Raw genomic sequence first — 20184 nt, forward strand, 5'->3', positions numbered from 1 at the left:
GAACTACGAGAAGGTTCATGCTCAATAAAAGTGAATGTCGATTTATTGAGCGCCTTTCGAGCTTTTTACCACTTCTATCCTCATCCCTTATCTAAAACTAATCAAGGCATGGTAAATGCAGAAGCTAACCCTTTTAGCGCTAAGTTGTATTCTATTATTAGGTTGTTCTATCAATAAGGTAGCCGAAGAAAAAGACCACTTCGTTGATGATTATATCGAAATTAATAAACACAATATTAAAGACTTACCTCAGTTGTTAAATGCTATCGCGTTTGAATATTCTAGGTTTGCCAATCAAGCTGAATAGCCGCTTTTTGCCCTCGCTAACAATTATGTTTCACGATCCTGTTTTAGAGTCGAGCCTGGTACATAAAGAGCATTTGAGTACGTTAGGCATGCCCTTAAACGTCTCGCTATATATAGACGAAAATGGAGATCCTAACGTGATTGGAGTGAAACTCGTCACTCGGACGTGAGTTACAGCGTTAGCTTTAAGGTTGAGGGTATATAACAATATGATGCAGCTTTGGTGCCTTCTTCCTTGAATGCCTAGGCTTCCTCTATCTGTACACTCAATGGCCAATATTTGAAGAAGTTATCACCTAGAAGTTTTAAAATCATTTGTACGAAGGGTACTGTTGAAACATTTCAGCGATCTCCTCGTAAATCAGCTCTTCACGTTCCTTAGAACTCATTGAGCGAGTCAATTTCCGGCTTGAATTCGCGGTCCATACAACGATGTTGGTTTTATCATCGATCAGTTCTACAACCAATTGTCCGTACGTCTGTTGGTGATAATTTTGTGGAGTGGACATTCCCCCACGGAAATTGTTCCAACCATAGCCAATACCAAATGACGAGCCGGAAGACACAAGTTCAGATGCTTGCTGAAGTTGGTAGCGGACGTATAGGTCGCCTCCGTCCTCTACAAATGAAACCCCTGTGCGCCTCATTTCTTTAATGATCGCACTTTCAATCCTGATTGAGTCGATACTAATCGGTATTTTGTTCTTCTCTTCTTTCGCAGTCCCGGGCGAGCTGAAATCATAGGTTTTATACATTGAGAAGTCGGTTTGCTTTTCGAAGTCAGTATTTATTGTAGAGCAGGCAGCTAGAGGAAGCGTTAATAATATGGTGGTTAGACGAAGCATTTTCTATCTCCTTGGAAGGTGGTTTGAAATGAAATTTTCTTCTGAAGGTGATTATACTTGTCCGGTAATCGATACTTTATGTTCGTTATATTCAGTCAATCTGGTAGTAAAAGTGACGCGATTAATCGTATTTTAACTTTATTGTTCAAGGGGGAATTATATTGAACTTGATAAAGAGAAACATTAACGTGATGATTAACTCGCTAAGAAAAATTCCAACTATTATAAATGGTGAATTTTTACTTTCGGAAGCAGACGATATCTTAATATCCCTTGTTGATGAGGAAGGGAATTTGTAGATAAAGCCCCACGCGATTGACACGTGGGGCTCGGTGTTTCAGCTCAGCGTTGAGCGATTAACTCAGATTACCGTCAATATCCAACTGCTTAAGCTGAGCCTTTCTTAATATTGCGGCTTTCTGACTGTACGTTTCGGTACATTTTGGAAAGCTGCTTATTGTTAGCGCGTTGCTCTGCAAGAGAAGCGCCGTTTCTTGCTTGCTCTCTCAGTAGCTTTTGATAGTTAGTAAATCGTCTTTCAGACAGTTCACCACTCTCAATGGCAGCCCTTATCTTGCATCCCGGCTCTGATTCATGATGACAATCAGAGAAGCGGCAGTGCATTGCTAACTCTTCGACGTCTGAAAAAGTTTCACTCACGCCTTCAGCGCAGTCTGCAAGTTGTAGCTCTCGCATTCCTGGAGTGTCGAGAAGCAAGCCACCTGATGCGAGCAAGTGGAGTGATCGTGATGTGGTTGTATGACGACCTTTACTGTCGTCTTCACGAATACCACCAGTTGCCTGCGATGCTTCACCTAGCAATGAGTTAACCAAAGTCGACTTACCCACACCAGAAGAGCCCATTAGCGCGACGGTCTTGCCGATTTTACACCAAGGTGAAAGTACTTGGGTTGAGTCTTGATCTAGGCTGTTGACCGCTTCGATCATCAGCATCGGGTCTAAGCTTTGTACCTGTTGTACTTTGTCTTCGTAGTCGTCACACAAGTCTTTCTTCGTCAGGACGATAACCGCTTCAACTTGTGCTTCATTTGCGAGTGCCAGGTAGCGTTCAATGCGACTCAGATTAAAGTCGTTGTTCAATGAAACCACGATAAACACTGTGTCGATATTGGCTGAAATATATTGTTCAGCCACACGACTGCCCGCAGCTTTTCGGCTAAAGAGCGATTGGCGTTCTAGTAAGCGATCGAATTGCAGTTCAGAGTTCAATATTACCCAGTCGCCAACGGTCATTGCCGGTTGGTTTTGGTGGATGGGTAGAACAATTTCACCTTGCTCTGACGCTAATGTATAGCCATTGCGGTGATGTGCGACGATACGAGCAATGACGGAGTGATCATAGTCTTCGAGTGTCAGTTGTTGTTGGAATACAGGTTGCCATCCAAGTTGTTGAAGTGACATTGGATGAGAAAATGCGTTTTGTGAATTCATGTCTATTTACCCAGACGTGCGAGCTTTCTTTTCTTGTGAGAGCATTAAAGTCTTATCAGTGCATTAAAGTCTTATGAGAGCATTAACGTCTTGTAAGATCTCAGGTTGTCGATGAGATCGAAAAGCGTTGGTCAGTTCAAAAAGCGTCGAGACGTCAAAAATGTTTGAGCTTGGGTCGAATTCAAAATCGATAGGACCCCGGATTTGAGTCATGCTTTACAGGCATGCAGATATTGATCACTTACGATCAACAGTAAACCGGGTAAAAGTGTGCGGTAGCCAGCTGATGGCTTAATGTTGGTAGTTCGAGATTAAAGTTTGATTAACCAAACAAATTAACGCGTTACTTTTACTGCCAGTTTTAGTGTTTTCATTACAATCATCTTCTATTCTCCTTGGTTTATTAATGTGTTCAGGCTTTGAATAAAAAGCGCGCTCAGTTTAACAAAAAGCCACGATGGCGAGAAGTCATTGTGGCTTAAATTATTTTATCAATTGTGAATACGATTAATGATGGTCGTGGTTCATCTTTTTCATGCCGCTCATCACTTTCTTCACTGGTGCGTCGAAGGTCTGTGTTTCACCATTGGCAAAGGTCAGTATCATCTCGATTTGCTCACCTTCTTTTAGGCTACTTTTTAGGTCGAACAACATGATGTGTAGGCTACCAGGTTTAAGTACCGCTTCACCGTTTGCAGGGATGGTGATTTCTTGAACTTGGCGCATTTTCATAACATCGCCATCAATGATTACATCATGAAGTTCTACTTTACCTGCTGCAGGTGTTGTTGCAGAAACAATAGCGCGATCTTTATCGCTGTGGTTTATCAGAGTCGTGAACACCGCGCTGTTCACTGCTGAAGGCGGGGTTGCACGAGCGTACGCGTCATGAACCATAATATCGCTACTAGCCTGAGCAAAAGGGGTTAGCAATAAGCCCGCTAGAGCAAGTGCTTTTAACTTCATGTTGTTGTCCTTAATTTTTATGTTTTTGGTCTGGGACCTGACTTTTTGTTCGAACTTTATTAGTTAAGTTCTTTGTTTTTACGTTTTACTGCGTCAGCTTGTTGATAGCCTCAACAATTGGTGCTGGCGTTAACGTATGCGGCACTTTGGTAATCAAGGTACCGTCGGGCTTTAAAAAATAAAAATATGAGCTGTGGTCAAGGGTGTATTCCAACTCTGAACCTTCCAGCTTGGTCTTTCTGAAAATAACACCGTAGTTGTGTGCAAGCGTGGTTGTCACATCCAAAGGACCACTTAATCCTTCCATCATTGGGTGGAAGTATTGTGCGTATTCGTATGAGGCTTCTGCTGCATCACGCTCAGGGTCGAGAGAGACAAACATCGGGCGAATCTTGGCTTTTGCTTCATCAGAGACTTGGTTAAGTGCTCCGGCCAACATAGCCAAAGAAGTGGGGCACACATCTGGGCAGCGTGTGAAACCGAAGTAAACGATACGAATTCTGTCATCGGTTTGGTCAAAGATTTCCGTTGGTTGGTTGTCTTTGCCGAAAAGAGTCGTTGCGGAGAACTCTTGTTTTGCAGCGTGTTGTTCTTGAACTTCGTTTTGCCCATCAAGATAGCTTTTGACACCAAAGCCAAGTACAAAAGCGACAACCAATGCTAACGACCAATTTCTACTCATCTTGCCATCCTTATTGCAGGTTTTACGGTTTCAACACCATCGGTGAGCTCACCAAGCCAAGTCATGTGATCCATGGTACACACGGGTAAAATGACATCACCTTCATAGATGTTGTTACCAGTATTTTTTAATTGGAAACGTGCTGAGCCCATTTCCATCTCTAAACCGGTCAGCGATAGCATCAAGGTTTCAGAGGCCGCGCCTTCCCACACCACTTTGATTTTTGTTGGGACTAGAGGTTGAGCTGTTTCATGCTCAAGGGTCATAGCAACGCTGTCTTGCTCACACCATGTTGTTGAAAGCATGCAGTAGTCATCTAAGTTGACGTCAGGAGAGTGGCTCTCTACTACCGATTTAAATTGCTCGACTGCCTGTGGTCCATAAAAGCCAGCGACCAGCGCAATACCGAGCGCAGCAACCTTTAATGCAGAGTGCATGTCGTGTTCTCATTTAATTTTATAAGAGCGGCGATGTTATCACACCCCTCAATACGTGCTTGTATCAAAAAGCAATTTTGTGCGTATGGTAGAACTAAAAAAGCGAAGCCATTGGCTTCGCTTTTGTCTGTTTAATAGATATGTGAGCTTAGTATTTCTAAGTTCTATCCATTTTGAACATGTTCCAGAAATACGTTGAATGATTAGTCAGCGTTACGCTCTGCGAACTTCTCCAGGCCTAAAACCAATGCAATCGCAGCAAACATCATCACAATCGCCATGACCAACTGAGAAGGCTGAGAGGTTACCGCTTCAAAATCAAACGGTGATAGGTTTTCTTGAATCAGAGGAACTTGTTCACCTTTTGAGTTTGTGCGCCAGCTGATGGTCTCTTTCCAAGGCCAGATCTTAGGCAGCGTACCGATCATCAAACCGGTTAAGAATACCAATGTGAAGTCGCGGAATGAACGCAATAGCCAAGACAGTACATGTGAGAAAGTCAGCAGTCCGATCACACAGCCCGCAAGGAATAGCGCAAGTACATCGACTTGAAATGATTTAACGGCGCCAAGCACGGGGCCATACATGCCAATCAGGAGCAGAATAAAGCTGCCTGAAATACCGGGTAAAATCATCGCGCAGATAGCAATCGCACCCGCAATCAATACGTTGATGCTGGTTGGTTCCATTTGCAGCGGTTTAAGCACGGTAATGCTATAAGCGAAAGCAACGCCAAGCAGCAAAAACACGAAGCGAATCATATCGCGTTTCTCTACTTGCTTAAGAATATGGAAAACCGAGACCAAGATCAGGCCGAAGAAGAAAGACCACAGTGGAACAGGGTGGGTGACTAATAACCAAGAAATCAATTTTGCGAATGTCGCAATGCTCGTGAATACGCCCGCGAACAGTGAAATTAGGAAGAAACCATTGATGTGATTAAACGCGGCTTTGAAGCCTTCGCGTTTCCATAAGCCAAGTACGCTAGGGTTAATTCTGCGAATGCTTTCTAGCAGCGTATCGTAGATACCAGTGATGAATGCGATGGTTCCGCCCGACACGCCAGGAACAACGTCTGCTGCGCCCATAGCCATGCCTTTGAAAAAAGTACTTAAGTAGTTCATTGCTTCATAGAGTTGAGGATGATTTTGTGCAGTATACAAACTTTAGTGTAAAAAAAGTATGAATATGCTTTTGGGGAAGGGCTTTTATTACTCTATTAATTGTAAGGCAATAAGTTGAAGTGAATATTTGCCTAACATTTAGATAACAACCACTTAGTGATTTGTCATTAAGAGCAGAGATGAAACTGATCCCTTATCGATATTGCATCTTGGTTGCAATATGCAAATGCACTTTGCAATTCGCATGACAAATTCATGGTTTTTATGCGGTGCAGGGCTTATAAAACGTCGAATAAAAGTTGGCACGCTAACTGCATTATATACATTGACCCTTCTTAAGCCGAGGGTCACCTAGCCAACTGACGTTGTTAGTGAACTTATGATTTGTTCACAAATATATAGAGCCAATCGCGATTATTGCGGTTGGCTATTTTTTTTGATTGTCGTTTGGTGATCGTCTTTTTACTTTTCCCATTCCTACATTTTTAGGTTCTAAACTTCAGATGAAAAAAAAGCCAGCCACCATCGGTGACTAGCTTATGTTTTCTCGAATCAATCTCGAATCAATCTCGAATCAATCTCGAATCTCGAATCCGTTTTAGTACCCCATCAACTGCAGCAAGTTCTCCGCTGTGCTGATTGCTTCTTTACGGTTAGCAATGTTGAGCTTTTGGTAAAGGTTACGGATGTGAGTCTTGATTGTGGTACCCGCTACATCGAGTTCTTGAGCGATCTGCTCATTACTGAATCCTGAGTAGATCAGACCAAGTACTTGCCATTCACGCTGGGTGAGTGGGCTAGTACGCACAAGCTCAGGAATGTTCGGGTGATTAACCAAGTTCTCAACAAAGTCTTCATCGAAGTGAACCGAGCGGCTGCGTTGGGTCGCGGAAATATCTTTCATGATTTGTTGTGCGCGGTGACGTTCTAAATCACCTAAGCCTGGCTTGTTGCTCAACTTATCCAAGATATGCCCGATAGTCCCACCGTCTACCAAGAAGTTACCGACCATACCGGTTTGGTTAGTCATATGAAGCGCTTCTTCGAGTAGTATTCGTGCGCTGTCTTCATCGTTAATTTGTGTACGTAACACGGCTTCAACGATCAAGTTGCGGTTGGTGTCTGTAATCAGGTGCGAACGCTGGGCTTCACTCTTAAGGAAAGTCAGCGCTTCTTCTGCGTCTTCATACTGCTCAAGGATGATGTGAGCACGAACGATGTTTCGCCACTGAAGTTGGCAGAAGTGGTTACTTGCCGATTCAGGTCGAACAGCCACACTCAGCCAATCACGTATCGCTTCTTTATCGCCTTTTACTTGCCAGAACAGAATCAAAGAAAGAGAAGCATTTGCCGTCCAATCTACGTGGTAAGTCGATTGACGCAATAGGTGCTGAATCTGGTCGATAAATTTCGACGCTTTATCAATCTCACCACGGCTCAATGAAATACGAGCCAACATAGAATAGCTGTGCAGGTGTTTACTCGGAGAGTGGTGACCAAGGATATCTAAGCCTTTGTAGCAACACTCTTCCGCTTCATCTAGTCGGTTCCAACACCAGAAGATCTGAGCGCGAACACGCAGCAAGAATTCGTGCAGAGGTACGTATTGCAGCTGATGTTCTTCAATCAATTTGAATGCACTGTCTTGTAGCTCAAATGCAGCTTGAACATAACCTTGAGCAATCAAGATTTCGCTTTGTTGCAGAATCGCCCACAGGGCCTGATGGTAAACCTGATACTGACGTGCCAGTTTTTCTGTTTGTTGCATCATCGGTAGCGCACGGCTTAGGTTACCCATTACGTGATTCACTTCGCCTACAACCGAGGTTGCGACAATGCGGCTACGATAAACGGTGGTGTTCAACTGACTCAACGAAAGCTCAGCCAATTCCAATGCTTTCTCAGGCTCATTGCTGTTGATGGCAACTTGTGCGCGTAAGGCGTTGTATTGGCCTTGCTGCTGAGTATCGAGTTCAATGTTTCGAGCTTGATATTGAGTCTCAGCCTCTTCCAACAAAGTACCCACTTGGTCATAACGGTGCTGACTTTGTGCAAGCCAAGCACGCAACATCGAAAGCTTTGGCTCACTGTAAAGTTGGTCGGTAGTCAGTTGCTTGATCGCCATCTCTAGTGACGACAGCTCACCTTGGTTGAACATCGGCCAACCGTGTTCAGTCAGGATTTGAATGATCAGTTCTGGATCTTCAGCGCGCTGTGCGTGACGTAGTGCTTGGTGCGGTGTGTTTTGCTTGATCCACGCTTTTGCAGCACTTCGATGCAGTTCAGCTTCTTGCTGAGGAATTCGAGCTTGGCGCTCATGTGCGAGGAATTCACCAAACAAGTTATGGAAGCGATACCAGTTCTTTTCACCTTCAAGCGGGTAGATGAACAAACCAAAACGGTTGAGTGATTCGATCATACCTAACGCATCTTCACGCTGTGTAAGTGCACACACAAGCTCATCGTTGAAGTGATCAAGCACAGAACATTGCATTAAGAACTGTCGGGTTTCTTTGTCTAGCAGGTCGAATACTTCTTCAACCAAGTAGTCCCAAAGATGGGCGTGGTTAAAGTGAGAGAATGACTCTGCGGACTGTGCAAGAGTGCGTTTTTGGTGTTGTGCTTGTAGCGCGATAAGTTGTAGTGCAGAAGGCCAACCTTCTACATAACTACAAATGCTATCTGCCGTGGTGTCATCAATGCCGTCGGCTACGCGTTGGTTGAAAAAGCGTGTGGTTTCTTCGGTATCAAACGCCAACGAGTCATTACCTAATTCGATCATTAAGTCACGAACGCGCAGGTTTGCTGTACCAAGTGGTGGCGTACCACGACTGGTGACAACCAACGTTAGGTTATCGGGCATGTGTTTGAGGAAGAAGCGCATGGCTTCGTGGATGTCGTCATTGTTGACCAAGTGATAGTCATCCAACACCAGAAAGCACTCGTGATGGAATTCCGACATCTCGGCAAATACTTCACTTAATAAAGAATGCAGCGATGAAAACTGTCGCTTTTCTGCCAGTTTTTGGGCATTCGGACAGGCATTTTGAGTCGCTTTATTAAGTGATTGAAGTAGGTAGTTGATAAAGCGGAAGGCATCATTGTCGCTATCATCAATGCTGTACCAACCCACATTAGGTTTATCTACCAACCATTGTGCAGCCATGGTGGTTTTGCCGTAGCCCGCTGGAGAGCGGAACAACACAAGCTTATAGCAATCTGCATTGTGAAGCAGATCGAGAACCCTAGGTCGTAGGATTGCATTATGTAAGCGGCCGGGACGAGTCAGTTTCGAAGGGATCCACATATCGAAGTTTTACACCTATTCCGTGGCTATGTTCTGGAATATCCCAATCTATCGTTGAGTGCACTCCAATGACATGAGCCTAATTACTTAAGTCTTTACTCATATTACGTGAAGCCAAACGTTACCGACTACGATCCTCCTTAGAAACCTTGCACTCCTGCATGTTTTTGGGTGTCTACGCCCTTTATTTGAGACTTTGCTCACGTTGCGGGTTGGTTTGTGAATGTGACTTCGTTCATCCCTACACGGGAATCAATGCAAAAGATGAGAGTTGGAAATTATTTTCGTGATCTGAAACTCAGATTTGGCAATGACTTTAAATGGGTTAAATAAAAGTCACATCAATTGAAGTTAAGTTATCGAACGGGAGCTTGTGATCTTAGTCACTCCAAGTTTTTGTTCGCAGTCAGAACATGAGAGTCAGATCACTAACCCTAAGTCGGTACGCCCCCTACGCCCTCCCATCTACTCCTAGTCAGTTGCATTAGCGGGAGGATGTTTAGTTTATGGTGACCATGCACGATATGTCACAGATGAATTAGAACTATTAAAAGCGAGATTTCTGAAATGAAACCAACTCAGCAAAAAACTTTCGATAAAGTGTCATTCCAAGAGAGTGTTAAGAAACATTTATCTGCAACCTACGCAACAACGATTGAAAACGCAGATAGCCGCGCATGGTACCTAGCAATGGGGCGTGCGCTAGCAGAACTCACAACATTTGATCTGTTAGAAACTGAAAATGACGAAAAAATTAAGAACGCGAAGAGCGTTAACTACCTATCACTTGAGTTTTTGATTGGCCGTCTAACAGGTAACAACCTGATCAGCATGGGTCTATACGAACAGATCACTCATGCAATGGAAGAGCTAGGTCAAAACCTAACTGACCTTCTAGAAGAAGAACGTGACCCATCACTAGGTAATGGTGGTCTTGGTCGTCTAGCTGCTTGTTTCATGGATTCTTGTGCCGCTCAAGAATACCCAACAGTAGGCTACGGTCTTCACTACGAATACGGTTTATTCAAGCAGTCTTTCCAAGACGGTCGCCAACAAGAAGCACCTGACGCATGGCGCGGTGTTGAAGGTTACCCATGGGAAGTGGCTCGTCCAGAACTAGCACAACACATTGGTTTTTACGGTCATGTAGAAGTTGAATTCATCGACGGTAAAGAAGTACGTACTTGGGTTCCAGGTATGGAAGTGAAAGCAATGCCTTGGGATCTACCTATCGTAGGTTACGAGTCAAACACGGTTTACCCGCTGCGTCTTTGGGAATGTCAGGCAATTGCACCATTCTCACTAGCAAGCTTTAACAACGGTGACTACTTCGAAGCGCAACACTCGCTAATCGATGCAGGTAACATCACTAAAGTACTTTATCCGAACGACAACCACGAGAAAGGCAAGACTCTGCGCCTAATGCAGCAGTACTTCCACTCAGCAGCGTCTGTTCGCGATATTCTACGTCGTCACGAAGCAGCAGGTTTCTCTCTAGAAGATCTGCCTAAGCAAGAAACGATTCAGCTTAACGATACACACCCAACGATCGCGATTCCTGAGCTAATGCGCATCCTGATTGACGAGAAAGGTCTATCTTGGGATCAAGCATGGGAAATCAGTGCTCACACGTTCGCTTACACGAACCACACACTACTTCCAGAAGCGCTAGAGACTTGGTCTGAATCACTGATCAACCGTCTTCTTCCACGTCACATGGAAATCATTTTTGAAATCAACCACCGCTTCATGCAAGAAGTTCGCAAGATGTGGCCTGGTGACGGTGAGAAGCAAGCGAAGCTTTCTATCATCCAAGAAGGTTTCCACCGCATGGTTCGTATGGCAAACCTATGTGTGATTGGCTCTTACAAAGTAAACGGTGTAGCTGCGCTTCACTCTCAACTGGTTAAGAAAGACTTGTTCCCAGAGTTCAACGAAATCTTCCCAGGCAAACTGACTAACGTAACGAACGGCATCACGCCACGTCGTTGGTTGAAGTTCTGTAACCCAGGCCTATCTACGCTAATTACTGGCAAGATCGGCACTGAGTGGCCAGCAAAACTTGAGCAGCTAGAAGGCATCGCTAAGTTTGCAACAGACGCGAAATTCCAAAAAGAATTCATGGCTGTTAAGAAAGAAAACAAACAGCGCCTTGCTGATTGGGTTCAAGAGAACATGGGTATCGAGCTAGATACTAACGCTATCTTTGACGTTCAAATCAAACGTCTTCACGAATACAAGCGTCAGCACCTAGATTTGCTACACATTCTATCTCTGTACCACCGTATTCTTAACGAACCTGGTTTCGAGTGTGAGCCACGCGTATGTTTCTTCGCAGCGAAAGCAGCACCGGGTTACCACCTAGCGAAAGAGATCATCTTCGCGGTTAACAAGATTGCAGAGAAGATCAACAACGACCCTCGCATCGGTAACAAACTGAAAGTGGTATTCATTCCTGACTACCGTGTAAGCATGGCTGAAATCATCATCCCTGCAGCAGACGTTTCTCAGCAAATCTCACTAGCGGGTAAAGAAGCATCTGGTACGGGCAACATGAAGATGGCTCTAAACGGCGCGCTAACTATCGGTACGATGGATGGTGCAAACGTTGAGATTCGTGAAGAAGTGGGTGATGAAAACATCTACATCTTCGGCCTAGACGTTGATGGTGTTCAAGCTCTGAAAGCTCAAGGCTACAACCCATACGACTACTACAATGCAGACCCACTACTGAAAGCATCTCTAGACCTACTGACTGGCGATGAGTTCACTCCAGGTCAACCAGGCCTTCTACGTGCAACGTTTGATAGCCTGCTAGACGGTGGTGACCCTTACCTATGTCTTGCTGACTTCGCATCTTACGTGAAAGCGCACGAAGACATGGGCACGCAATACAAAGACCAAGCAGGTTGGGCTAAGAAAGCAATTCTTAACACAGCATTGGTTGGTAAGTTCACATCAGACCGCTCTATCCGCGACTACGTGAACAACATCTGGAAACTTGAAGCGGTTAACCGTTAATACTTCCAAAGTAGCCAAGGCAGTTTCTGCCTTGGCTCAATTAGCTTGTGAGCAAACGAAAGGCTTAAAGGTTTCGTTTATAAACAAGCTGCTTACAAACCGATTGTCACAAGCTAATTGATTAGTAAAAATTAAATTAACAACCCTACAAAATAGAAAGCGTCAGAACGTTTTCGGAGAGAGCGATGAAAGAACAGACCGTATTAAAACAAGTCGCAGAAATGGCAAACATTGCCGACAGTTACGTTAGTGCGTGGGGCGATGAAGCACAAGTATCAGACGAGACGATCACGTCTCTATTGGCTTCGTTGGGCTACGATACAAGCAGCGATGATGCACTGCTTAAGTCAGCAGAAAAAAAACACAAAAAAGATGTACTAGACCCAGTTCTTGTCTTGCGTGACGGAGAGCCAGTAGAAGTGGCGCTTAATCTAGGTGTAACTGCTCGTGAAAGTGAGTTCAGCTGGCGCTTAGAAACCGAGCAAGGAGAGGTACTTGAAGGCTATCTTCAATCTCAAGTCATTCGTGATGAGCGTGCCGAGGGTGGCCCTTTAGTGTTTGCATTGCCAAGTGATTTGGCATGGGGTTATCACAAGCTCATTGTGAGCCGTAAGCGCCGTAAGAAGCCTTACGAGATGACACTGATTATTACGCCAAAAGCGTGTTTCAAGCAGTCACCAATCGAGCAAGGCAAAAAGCTTTGGGGACCCAGTGTTCAACTTTATACCCTAAGAACTCAGCATAACTGGGGTATTGGTGATTTCGGTGACCTAAAACAGCTTGTTGCGGATATCGCTTCTCGTGGTGGTGACTTCGTTGGTCTAAACCCCATTCACTCATTGTTCCCTGCGAACCCTGAAGGTGCGAGCCCATATAGCCCATCTTCTCGTCGCTGGTTGAACATCTTATACATTGATGTGAGTTCAGTTCCTGAATTCGCATTAAGTGCTGAAGCACAACAAACAGTCGGCAGCGCAGAGTTCCAACAGCGTCTACAAAAAGCGCGTGAAGCACACTGGGTAAACTACACCGAAGTGTCTGAGCTTAAGATGAGCATCTTGCCTCTGCTATTCGCAGAATTTAAGACTCGTCATCTAGACAAAAACAGCGACCGTGCACAAGCGTTCTTAGCCTTCGTAGAAGAGGGTGGCGATAGCCTGATGCATCAAGCGGCGTTTGATGCTCTACATGGTGAACTGCATGCAGAAGATTCTGGCATGTGGGGATGGCCGGTATTCCCTGAGAAGTACCGTACATTCGACAGCCCAGCGACACAGAAATACATCAAAGAGAACTTAGAAAACGTTCATCTGTACATGTACCTGCAATGGCTAGCAGATTGCCAGATCAACGATGCACAGTCTCTTGCAGAAGAGAAGGGCATGGCTGTTGGCCTGTACCGTGACTTAGCGGTAGGTGTTGCAGATTCAGGCAGCGAGACTTGGGCTGACGAAGGCAACCTAGTGATGGATGCGAGCATTGGTGCTCCACCTGATATTCTTGGTCCTTTGGGTCAGAACTGGGGTCTACCTCCGTTAAACCCAGAAGTGCTTCAAGAAACAAGCTACGACGCTTACATCAAGCTACTTCGTGCGAACATGAAGCACTGTGGTGCACTGCGTATCGACCACGTTTTAGGTCTACTGCGCTTGTGGTGGATTCCAAAGGGTGAGAACGCAACTAAGGGCGCGTACATCTACTACCCAGTACAAGATATGCTGTCTATTCTGGCGCTTGAATCTCACCGTTACCAATGTAGCGTTATCGGTGAAGATTTAGGAACGGTACCGGATGAGATTGTCGACATCCTTGCAGATGCTGGCGTGCACTCTTACAAAGTGTTCTTCTTCGAAACATCAGAAGATGACGGTGGTTTCATCTCACCAAAACACTACGCATCACAATCGATGGCGGCACTGTGTACTCACGATATGCCAACGCTTCGTGGCTTCTGGCACTGTGATGACCTGAAAATGGGCCAAGAGATTGGCTTATACCCAGATGCAGAACAATTAGAAACCTTGTTCGATGACCGCCTAGAGTGCAAGCAAGGTATCTTAGATTCAGTAGCATGGCATGGTTTCCTACCAGAAGGTGTGGGCCGCGATGCGAGCCAAGTACCGATGGACTCTTACCTTGCTGAGGCACTTCAACTGCACGTAGCGGCTGGTGGTTCAACACTACTGAGCGTTCAGCTAGAAGATTGGCTAGAGATGGACAAGCCAGTAAACATTCCTGGCACGGTTGATGAATACCCTAACTGGCGTCGTAAACTATCAATGAACTTGGACGAAATATTTGCTCACGAAGGCGTTAATCGTATCGCTTCTAAGCTGACTGACGTTCGAGAAAAAGCCGGTAAGTAATGACGTGAGTGACTTGAAATTAGGTGGTTTTTTGCTTACGCCGTACGAAACTACAACCTCGGTCACTCAATAATGAATGCTCATCTGGTAGAATAAACCGTCGTTATATTGCCCGCACTAATAGCGGGCATTTTTGCATTATGTTTTTTGGATGTTTGGTTAGGGAGAAACGTTTTGGAACTAAGTTCGATTTCAAAGCAAAAACAAATATATACCCAACTATCACAGGCTTGTTTCACAGACCCATTCGCGTTTTTAGGGCCATACCTACCTTCTGAGCAAGGTGCATTACGTGTGTGGATTCCTGGGGCAGATAAAGTCGAGTTGATTGTTGGAAAGGAACCTCGTATTGAGTTAGCGCGAGAGGGTGAAAGTGGTTTCATTCTTAAGCAAGAGAGAGACTTACGTTTTACTCACTATAAGCTTGCGGTTGATTGGGCTGGCGTAGAACAGATCATCGATGATCCTTACCAGTACCACGATCTGTACGCGAGTTATGAAGATCTTCATACACCGAAAGATATGTATCATCACATGGGGGCTCAGTTTATTACGCTAGAGCGTGATGGACAGACGATTTCAGGTACGCGTTTCTTGGTGTACGCACCGCATGCAACTGCGGTAAGCTTGGTGGGTAACTTCAACGCTTGGGATGGTCGCCGCCACCCAATGCAACGCCTAGATTACGGTATGTGGGGCTTATTCATTCCTGAACTGGAAGAAGGCGCTCAATACAAGTTTGAATTAAAAGGACCAAATGGCGAAGGCTTACCACACAAAGCTGACCCATGGGGTTTCTACTCTGAGCAATACCCATCGTTCTCATCTGTAACTTACGATCACGCTCGTTACCAGTGGCAAGATACTCAATGGCAAAATCGCCCGGTAACGCAAAAGCGCAAAGAAGCGCTTTCGTTCTATGAATTGCATGCAGGTTCTTGGAAGCGTAACGCTGAAGGTGAATTCTTAAATTATCGCGAGCTTGCGGCAGAGCTAATCCCATACCTAACGGATCTTGGCTACACGCACGTTGAACTAATGCCAGTTTCAGAACATCCATTCTACGGTTCTTGGGGCTATCAGCCTGTTGGTCTTTTTGCACCGACTAGCCGTTTTGGCTCTCCAGATGATTTCAAATACTTCGTCGATCAATGTCACCAAGCGGGTCTTGGCGTTGTTCTGGACTGGGTTCCTGCTCACTTCCCAAGTGATGATCACGGCCTAGCAAACTTCGATGGTACGCCATTATTCCATGATCCAGATCCACGTCGTGGTTGGCATCAAGATTGGAACTCGTACATTTACGATTTAGGCAAAGAGCATGTTCGTCGTTTCTTAGTTTCTAATGCACTGTACTGGTTCGAGCAATTCCACATTGATGGCATCCGTGTTGATGCGGTTGCTTCGATGTTGTACCTCGACTATTCGCGTAGCCATGACCAATGGATCCCGAATGCGGATGGCGGCAACGAAAACTACGACGCTATCGCAACCCTTAAGTGGATGAACGAAGAAGTGTATAAACACTTTCCGAATGCGATGACGATTGCTGAAGAATCAACGGCTTTCCCTGGTGTTTCAGCACCGACTTTTATGGGCGGCTTAGGCTTTGGCTTTAAGTGGAACATGGGTTGGATGCACGACAGCTTGTCTTACATTCAAGAAGACCCAATCAACCGTAAATATCACCACGATACGATTACCTTCCCACTGGTTTACGCACACAGTGAGAATTATGTATTGTCTCTGTCTCACGATGAGGTGGTTTACGGTAAAGGTTCTATCCACAACAAGATGCCTGGTGATGAATGGCAGCAAACGGCAAACCTACGTGCTTATATGGGTTACATGTATGCGCAACCAGGTAAGAAGCTGAACTTCATGGGTGCAGAATTTGGTCAGACGGCTGAATGGAACCATGACGACCAGCTGCAATGGTTTTTGCTGGATTACGAGCGTCATCAAGGTGTTCAGCGTTTAACGAAAGACCTGAACAATCTGTACCGCTCTGAAGCTGCAATGCACGATCTTGATTTTGATCCGAAAGGCTTTGAATGGCGTCTACAGGACTCTGCTGAAGCGAGCATTCTTGCGCACGAGCGCATCAGTGAATCTGGTGAGCGAGTATTGATAGTGTCTAACTTTACGCCAGTGCCTCACGAGCATTTCCGCTTAGGTGTTCCTGCAAAAGGTGAATACGCATTGTTGTTGAATACAGACTCTGTCGACTATGCAGGCAGCGGTTTTGAAGTGAAGCAGACTGCTGAGATTGAATCTGTAGAAAGCGAAGGGCTAGACACATCGATTGAGCTGCGTTTGCCGCCGTTATCGACCGTTTTTTACAAGCTAAATTAGGTCTATAAGTTGAGCAGGTCATCGCTGCTCACTTTTCTGAAAGTCTAAAAAAGGGAACCCTAGGGTTCCCTTTTTCTATTTCAGTAAGCTGGTTAGCGTTACTTGAAGTTGGTGAGATAGAACATTGAGCGTCCGACTACCATTTCAAGGATTCGAACTGAGTTGTTGCCGAAACTGTCCAACATCTTTTCACGAAATTCGCCGTTCGAGCTGAGGTTAAATTGCTCAGGATTCTTGATTTGCGAAGCATGGAAAAACATCAATTTAATCACGTATCGAAACTGCTCATTATCTAGAGCGGCTTGCCAAGATTGGATAAAAAGCGCTTCCGATGAAAAGTCTAGACTGTCTATAACGATCGATAGCATGTGTTCGTGAAGTACTGAGCGAATAGCGCGGGTCGACGGATAATAGCCCTGAAGCGTCGTTAAACTAATGCCAATCTCTTGAGCAATCCTTGCATAAGTTAGTGCTTCATGTCCTTCAGCCAGAAAAAGGTTTAGTACGATCTCATCGTAGTTTTTTTGATTTTCTAGTTTCTGTACTTGAGTAATTCGAGCCATTACAAATCTCTATTGAGTGTAACATTCTGTAAACGAGTATATTAAGAGCTTATGAATTAAATCTCAAACTCCAAGGGTAAATAATTGGTCAATTTATCGTTAAATATAGTCAGTATTGTGTCATTGGTTCAATTATCAATCAGATTTTGGCATAAACAAAAACACCGCCCTATTGAGCGGTGTGTTATTTAAAGTCTTTGTTTATCTATGCTAATTCAGATGACTAGAACGGATACCAAAATAACTGCGGCTCTAGAATGCGTTTCGCAATGGCTAACACCACGATAAAAGCGATGACACCTAAACAAACAAAGTCGATACGTTTCAAAGGTGCATAGCTATACCAAGTGCGAGCTTTGTGTCGGCCAAAACCTCGTAACGTCATTGCGTTAGAGATCTCGTCTGCTCGGTCCAAGCTAGAGAAAATGAGCGGGCCTAGAACCTTAGCCACATTTTTGATTCGAGTAATTAGAGGCGCTTTCTTTGAGAGCTCTACACCACGAGCCTGTTGAGCATGCATGATATTGATGAAGTCTTTCTTAACTTCTGGCAAGTAACGCAGTGTTAAGCTGACCGCATAGGCGATCTTGTAGGGAACACCGATACGGTTGAGGCTCGCAGCAAACTCTGTTGGATGCGTTGTGAAGACAAAAATCAACGCTATCGGGAACATGCTCATGTATTTGAGCGTAACAGTGACTAAGTAAAACAGAGTCTCTTGGCTCAACGAGTAGTTACCCGGCAATGTCAGCAATAAGGTCTCGCTGCCGATGAGCTCAGTACCTTGCTGTGGAGCCAGTAGGTACATGAACAGAGCATTTAGGCTTAATACACTCGCCGTTCCTAATAACAAAGGCTTGTACACGCGTACAGGCACATTGGTCAGCTTTAGCAGGTATAAACCAGTCACAATAAGCAGTGCAATCAATCTTAGGTCGAACGTAGTTAAGACCACGGTTACCCAAGCTAAGAAGAGCGCAAATTTGGTGATGCCGTTAAGTGCATGAAGCGGTGATTTTGTATCAATGTAATTGATGCCGAATTTTACTTTTGATGCGTTCATTGAGCGCTTCTCTCGTAGTCGATGAAGTACTGCATAAACGCATTGGTGTCGTCGATTTTCATCATAGTCGCGAGTTCATAAATGCTGGTGGTACAAAGATTTGCACGTTCTAGAAGTGATGGTTGGCTAAATACTTCCGTCATCGCGGCATTGGCAATCAACTTGCTGTCTGCGATTACGATTGAACGTGTGGTGTACTCGAGAACGAGGTGCATGTCGTGTGAGATGATCACAACGGTAATACCCAAATCACGATTAAGCTTTTGGATGAATGCCAGCATGGATGTGTAGTTACGGTAGTCTTGACCTGCTGTCGGCTCATCCAAGATAAGAAGCTCAGGCTCCAGCACCAAAATAGAAGCGATGGTTACTCGTTTTTTCTGACCGTAGCTCAGTGCTTCGATTGGCCAGTGGCGGAACTTGCTCAAGCCACACAGCTCAAGAACGTTTTCCACCTTCTCTTTGATTTCCTGCTCTGCAACCCCACGATTACGCAGACCGAATGCAACTTCATCAAAAATCATATGATGAGAGATCATATGATTTGGGTTCTGCATCACGACACCGACTTTCTGGCTTCTTTCAAAGATAGAAAGCTCAGATAGGTCTTCACCATTTAGATAGGAAGAGCCTGAATCGGCATCGATCACACCCATGATGAGTTTAGTGATGGTAGATTTGCCTGAACCGTTTTTGCCTAAGATTGAAACGAACTCACCCTTACCAATCTTAAAGCTGACATCTTCGAGAGCGTTCTTTTCACCATCGTAAGAGTAAGTCAGGCCGTGGACCTCAAGCAAAGGTTGGTACTGCTTCTCGGCAACTGGAGTCGGGCGCTCTGCAAACCAAGCCTGAACCGCAGGGCGGAATCTTTTGTAATCGAGAGCTTTGAGGTTTGATAGCTTATCTTCACTGGTCAAAGGTGCTTTCGCTGCCTTCAGAGCAGATAAATAAAGTGGTTCACGAATACCGTGTGTTTCAAGCAGTTCAGAAGCTAAGATTTCATCGGGTGTCATGTCCGCGACAATTTCACCGCGCTCCATCAAGATCACTCGATCGATATCGCGATGTAGTACATCTTCAAGGCGATGCTCGATGATGACTATAGTCTTGTTGGTTTCTTTATGAAGTTGGTCGATGATTTCGATAGTCGCTTTACCCGTTTTCGGGTCAAGGCTAGCCAAAGGTTCATCAAACAACAGGATGTCAACGTCATCAACTAAGATGCCCGCTAATGACACGCGTTGTTTCTGGCCGCCGGATAAATCATGTGGCGAGCGATCAAGCATATCTGCTAAGTCGACCATTTTTGCTGTCGACTTAACCAGAGGGTACATATCAATGTTCGACACTAACTGATTTTCCAGTGCGAATGCGATGTCTTCGCCAATACTCAAACCGACAAATTGGCTATCAGTATCTTGTAATACTGTGCCAACCTGCTCGGTATAGTCGTGCATAGAAAAATCAGAAATGTTCTTACCGTTGATCTCTAGAGAGCCAGTCACCTCACCTTTGATAGCATGAGGAATCAGACCGTTAAGGCATTGACCTAGGGTAGATTTACCACTACCGCTTGGTCCAATAATGACGATTTTCTCTCCTTTCTCTATCCTTAGATTGATATTTTTTAGCGTCGGTTTATCCAGCGACTCATATCTAAAAGAGAAGTTCGAAAATGCTATAGTCATTATCGC

Annotated in this window: 14 protein-coding genes; 4 read left to right on the forward strand and 10 right to left on the reverse strand. The window is 44.9% G+C overall.

Annotated elements, in window-relative coordinates; genetic code table 11:
• Nucleotides 1-115: 115 nt before the first annotated feature.
• Complete coding sequence (locus tag AB4307_RS09835; protein ID WP_102394268.1) at nucleotides 116-307, forward strand: hypothetical protein; 192 nt, start codon at nucleotides 116-118, stop codon at nucleotides 305-307.
• A 310-nt stretch (nucleotides 308-617) separates the two neighbouring features.
• On the opposite strand, the gene AB4307_RS09840 is transcribed toward AB4307_RS09835, so the two are convergent.
• The 7 genes from AB4307_RS09840 to malT all read right to left on the reverse strand — a co-directional run bounded on the left by AB4307_RS09840 (nucleotide 618) and on the right by malT (nucleotide 9119).
• Nucleotides 618-1151, reverse strand: coding sequence for a DUF4136 domain-containing protein (locus AB4307_RS09840; RefSeq protein ID WP_372131750.1), 534 nt, complete (start codon nucleotides 1149-1151; stop codon nucleotides 618-620).
• A gap of 387 nt (nucleotides 1152-1538) precedes the next feature.
• On the reverse strand, nucleotides 1539-2603 hold the full coding sequence (rsgA, locus tag AB4307_RS09845; RefSeq protein WP_017072405.1) for a ribosome small subunit-dependent GTPase A: 1065 nt from the start codon (nucleotides 2601-2603) through the stop codon (nucleotides 1539-1541).
• Nucleotides 2604-3110: 507 nt separating this feature from the next.
• Entirely contained in the window at nucleotides 3111-3569 is a 459-nt protein-coding gene (locus AB4307_RS09850) for a copper chaperone PCu(A)C (RefSeq protein ID WP_017064234.1), read from the reverse strand.
• An 85-nt stretch (nucleotides 3570-3654) separates the two neighbouring features.
• Nucleotides 3655-4251, reverse strand: coding sequence for an SCO family protein (locus AB4307_RS09855; protein ID WP_004732104.1), 597 nt, complete (start codon nucleotides 4249-4251; stop codon nucleotides 3655-3657).
• Nucleotides 4248-4688: a hypothetical protein gene (locus tag AB4307_RS09860; protein ID WP_372131752.1), complete on the reverse strand. Its 441-nt coding sequence runs from the start codon at nucleotides 4686-4688 to the stop codon at nucleotides 4248-4250. The genes AB4307_RS09855 and AB4307_RS09860 overlap by 4 nt, the downstream gene beginning before the upstream one ends.
• Before the next feature lie 203 nt (nucleotides 4689-4891).
• Nucleotides 4892-5812, reverse strand: a complete 921-nt coding sequence (locus tag AB4307_RS09865; RefSeq protein ID WP_017064236.1) for a polyprenyl-phosphate transporter — start codon at nucleotides 5810-5812, stop codon at nucleotides 4892-4894.
• A gap of 598 nt (nucleotides 5813-6410) precedes the next feature.
• Nucleotides 6411-9119, reverse strand: coding sequence for an HTH-type transcriptional regulator MalT (gene malT / locus AB4307_RS09870; RefSeq protein ID WP_017061867.1), 2709 nt, complete (start codon nucleotides 9117-9119; stop codon nucleotides 6411-6413).
• Nucleotides 9120-9686: 567 nt separating this feature from the next.
• Between malT and AB4307_RS09875 the strand changes: the two genes are divergently transcribed.
• From AB4307_RS09875 to glgB, 3 genes are all read left to right on the forward strand, one after another.
• On the forward strand, nucleotides 9687-12140 hold the full coding sequence (locus AB4307_RS09875) for a glycogen/starch/alpha-glucan phosphorylase (protein ID WP_069597239.1): 2454 nt from the start codon (nucleotides 9687-9689) through the stop codon (nucleotides 12138-12140).
• A gap of 185 nt (nucleotides 12141-12325) precedes the next feature.
• A complete protein-coding gene (gene malQ, locus AB4307_RS09880) occupies nucleotides 12326-14506 on the forward strand; it encodes a 4-alpha-glucanotransferase (protein ID WP_372131754.1) in 2181 nt (726 codons plus the stop codon).
• Between the two features lie 174 nt (nucleotides 14507-14680).
• The gene (gene glgB, locus AB4307_RS09885; RefSeq protein ID WP_017064240.1) at nucleotides 14681-16861 is read left to right on the forward strand and encodes a 1,4-alpha-glucan branching protein GlgB; all 2181 of its coding nucleotides are present in this window, start codon (nucleotides 14681-14683) and stop codon (nucleotides 16859-16861) included.
• 98 nt (nucleotides 16862-16959) lie between these two features.
• Here glgB and AB4307_RS09890 read toward each other — a convergent pair whose 3' ends face one another.
• The 3 genes from AB4307_RS09890 to AB4307_RS09900 form a co-directional block, all read right to left on the reverse strand.
• On the reverse strand, nucleotides 16960-17424 hold the full coding sequence (locus AB4307_RS09890; protein WP_017061871.1) for a TetR/AcrR family transcriptional regulator: 465 nt from the start codon (nucleotides 17422-17424) through the stop codon (nucleotides 16960-16962).
• A gap of 223 nt (nucleotides 17425-17647) precedes the next feature.
• The gene (locus AB4307_RS09895; RefSeq protein WP_017066577.1) at nucleotides 17648-18487 is read right to left on the reverse strand and encodes an energy-coupling factor transporter transmembrane component T family protein; all 840 of its coding nucleotides are present in this window, start codon (nucleotides 18485-18487) and stop codon (nucleotides 17648-17650) included.
• Entirely contained in the window at nucleotides 18484-20178 is a 1695-nt protein-coding gene (locus AB4307_RS09900) for an ABC transporter ATP-binding protein (RefSeq protein WP_372110166.1), read from the reverse strand. Before AB4307_RS09900 ends, AB4307_RS09895 begins: the two co-directional genes overlap by 4 nt.
• Nucleotides 20179-20184: the final 6 nt, after the last annotated feature.

It is taken from the genome of Vibrio sp. 10N.261.52.C2 (assembly GCF_041471425.1).
In the GTDB taxonomy this organism is placed as follows: domain Bacteria; phylum Pseudomonadota; class Gammaproteobacteria; order Enterobacterales; family Vibrionaceae; genus Vibrio; species Vibrio crassostreae_C.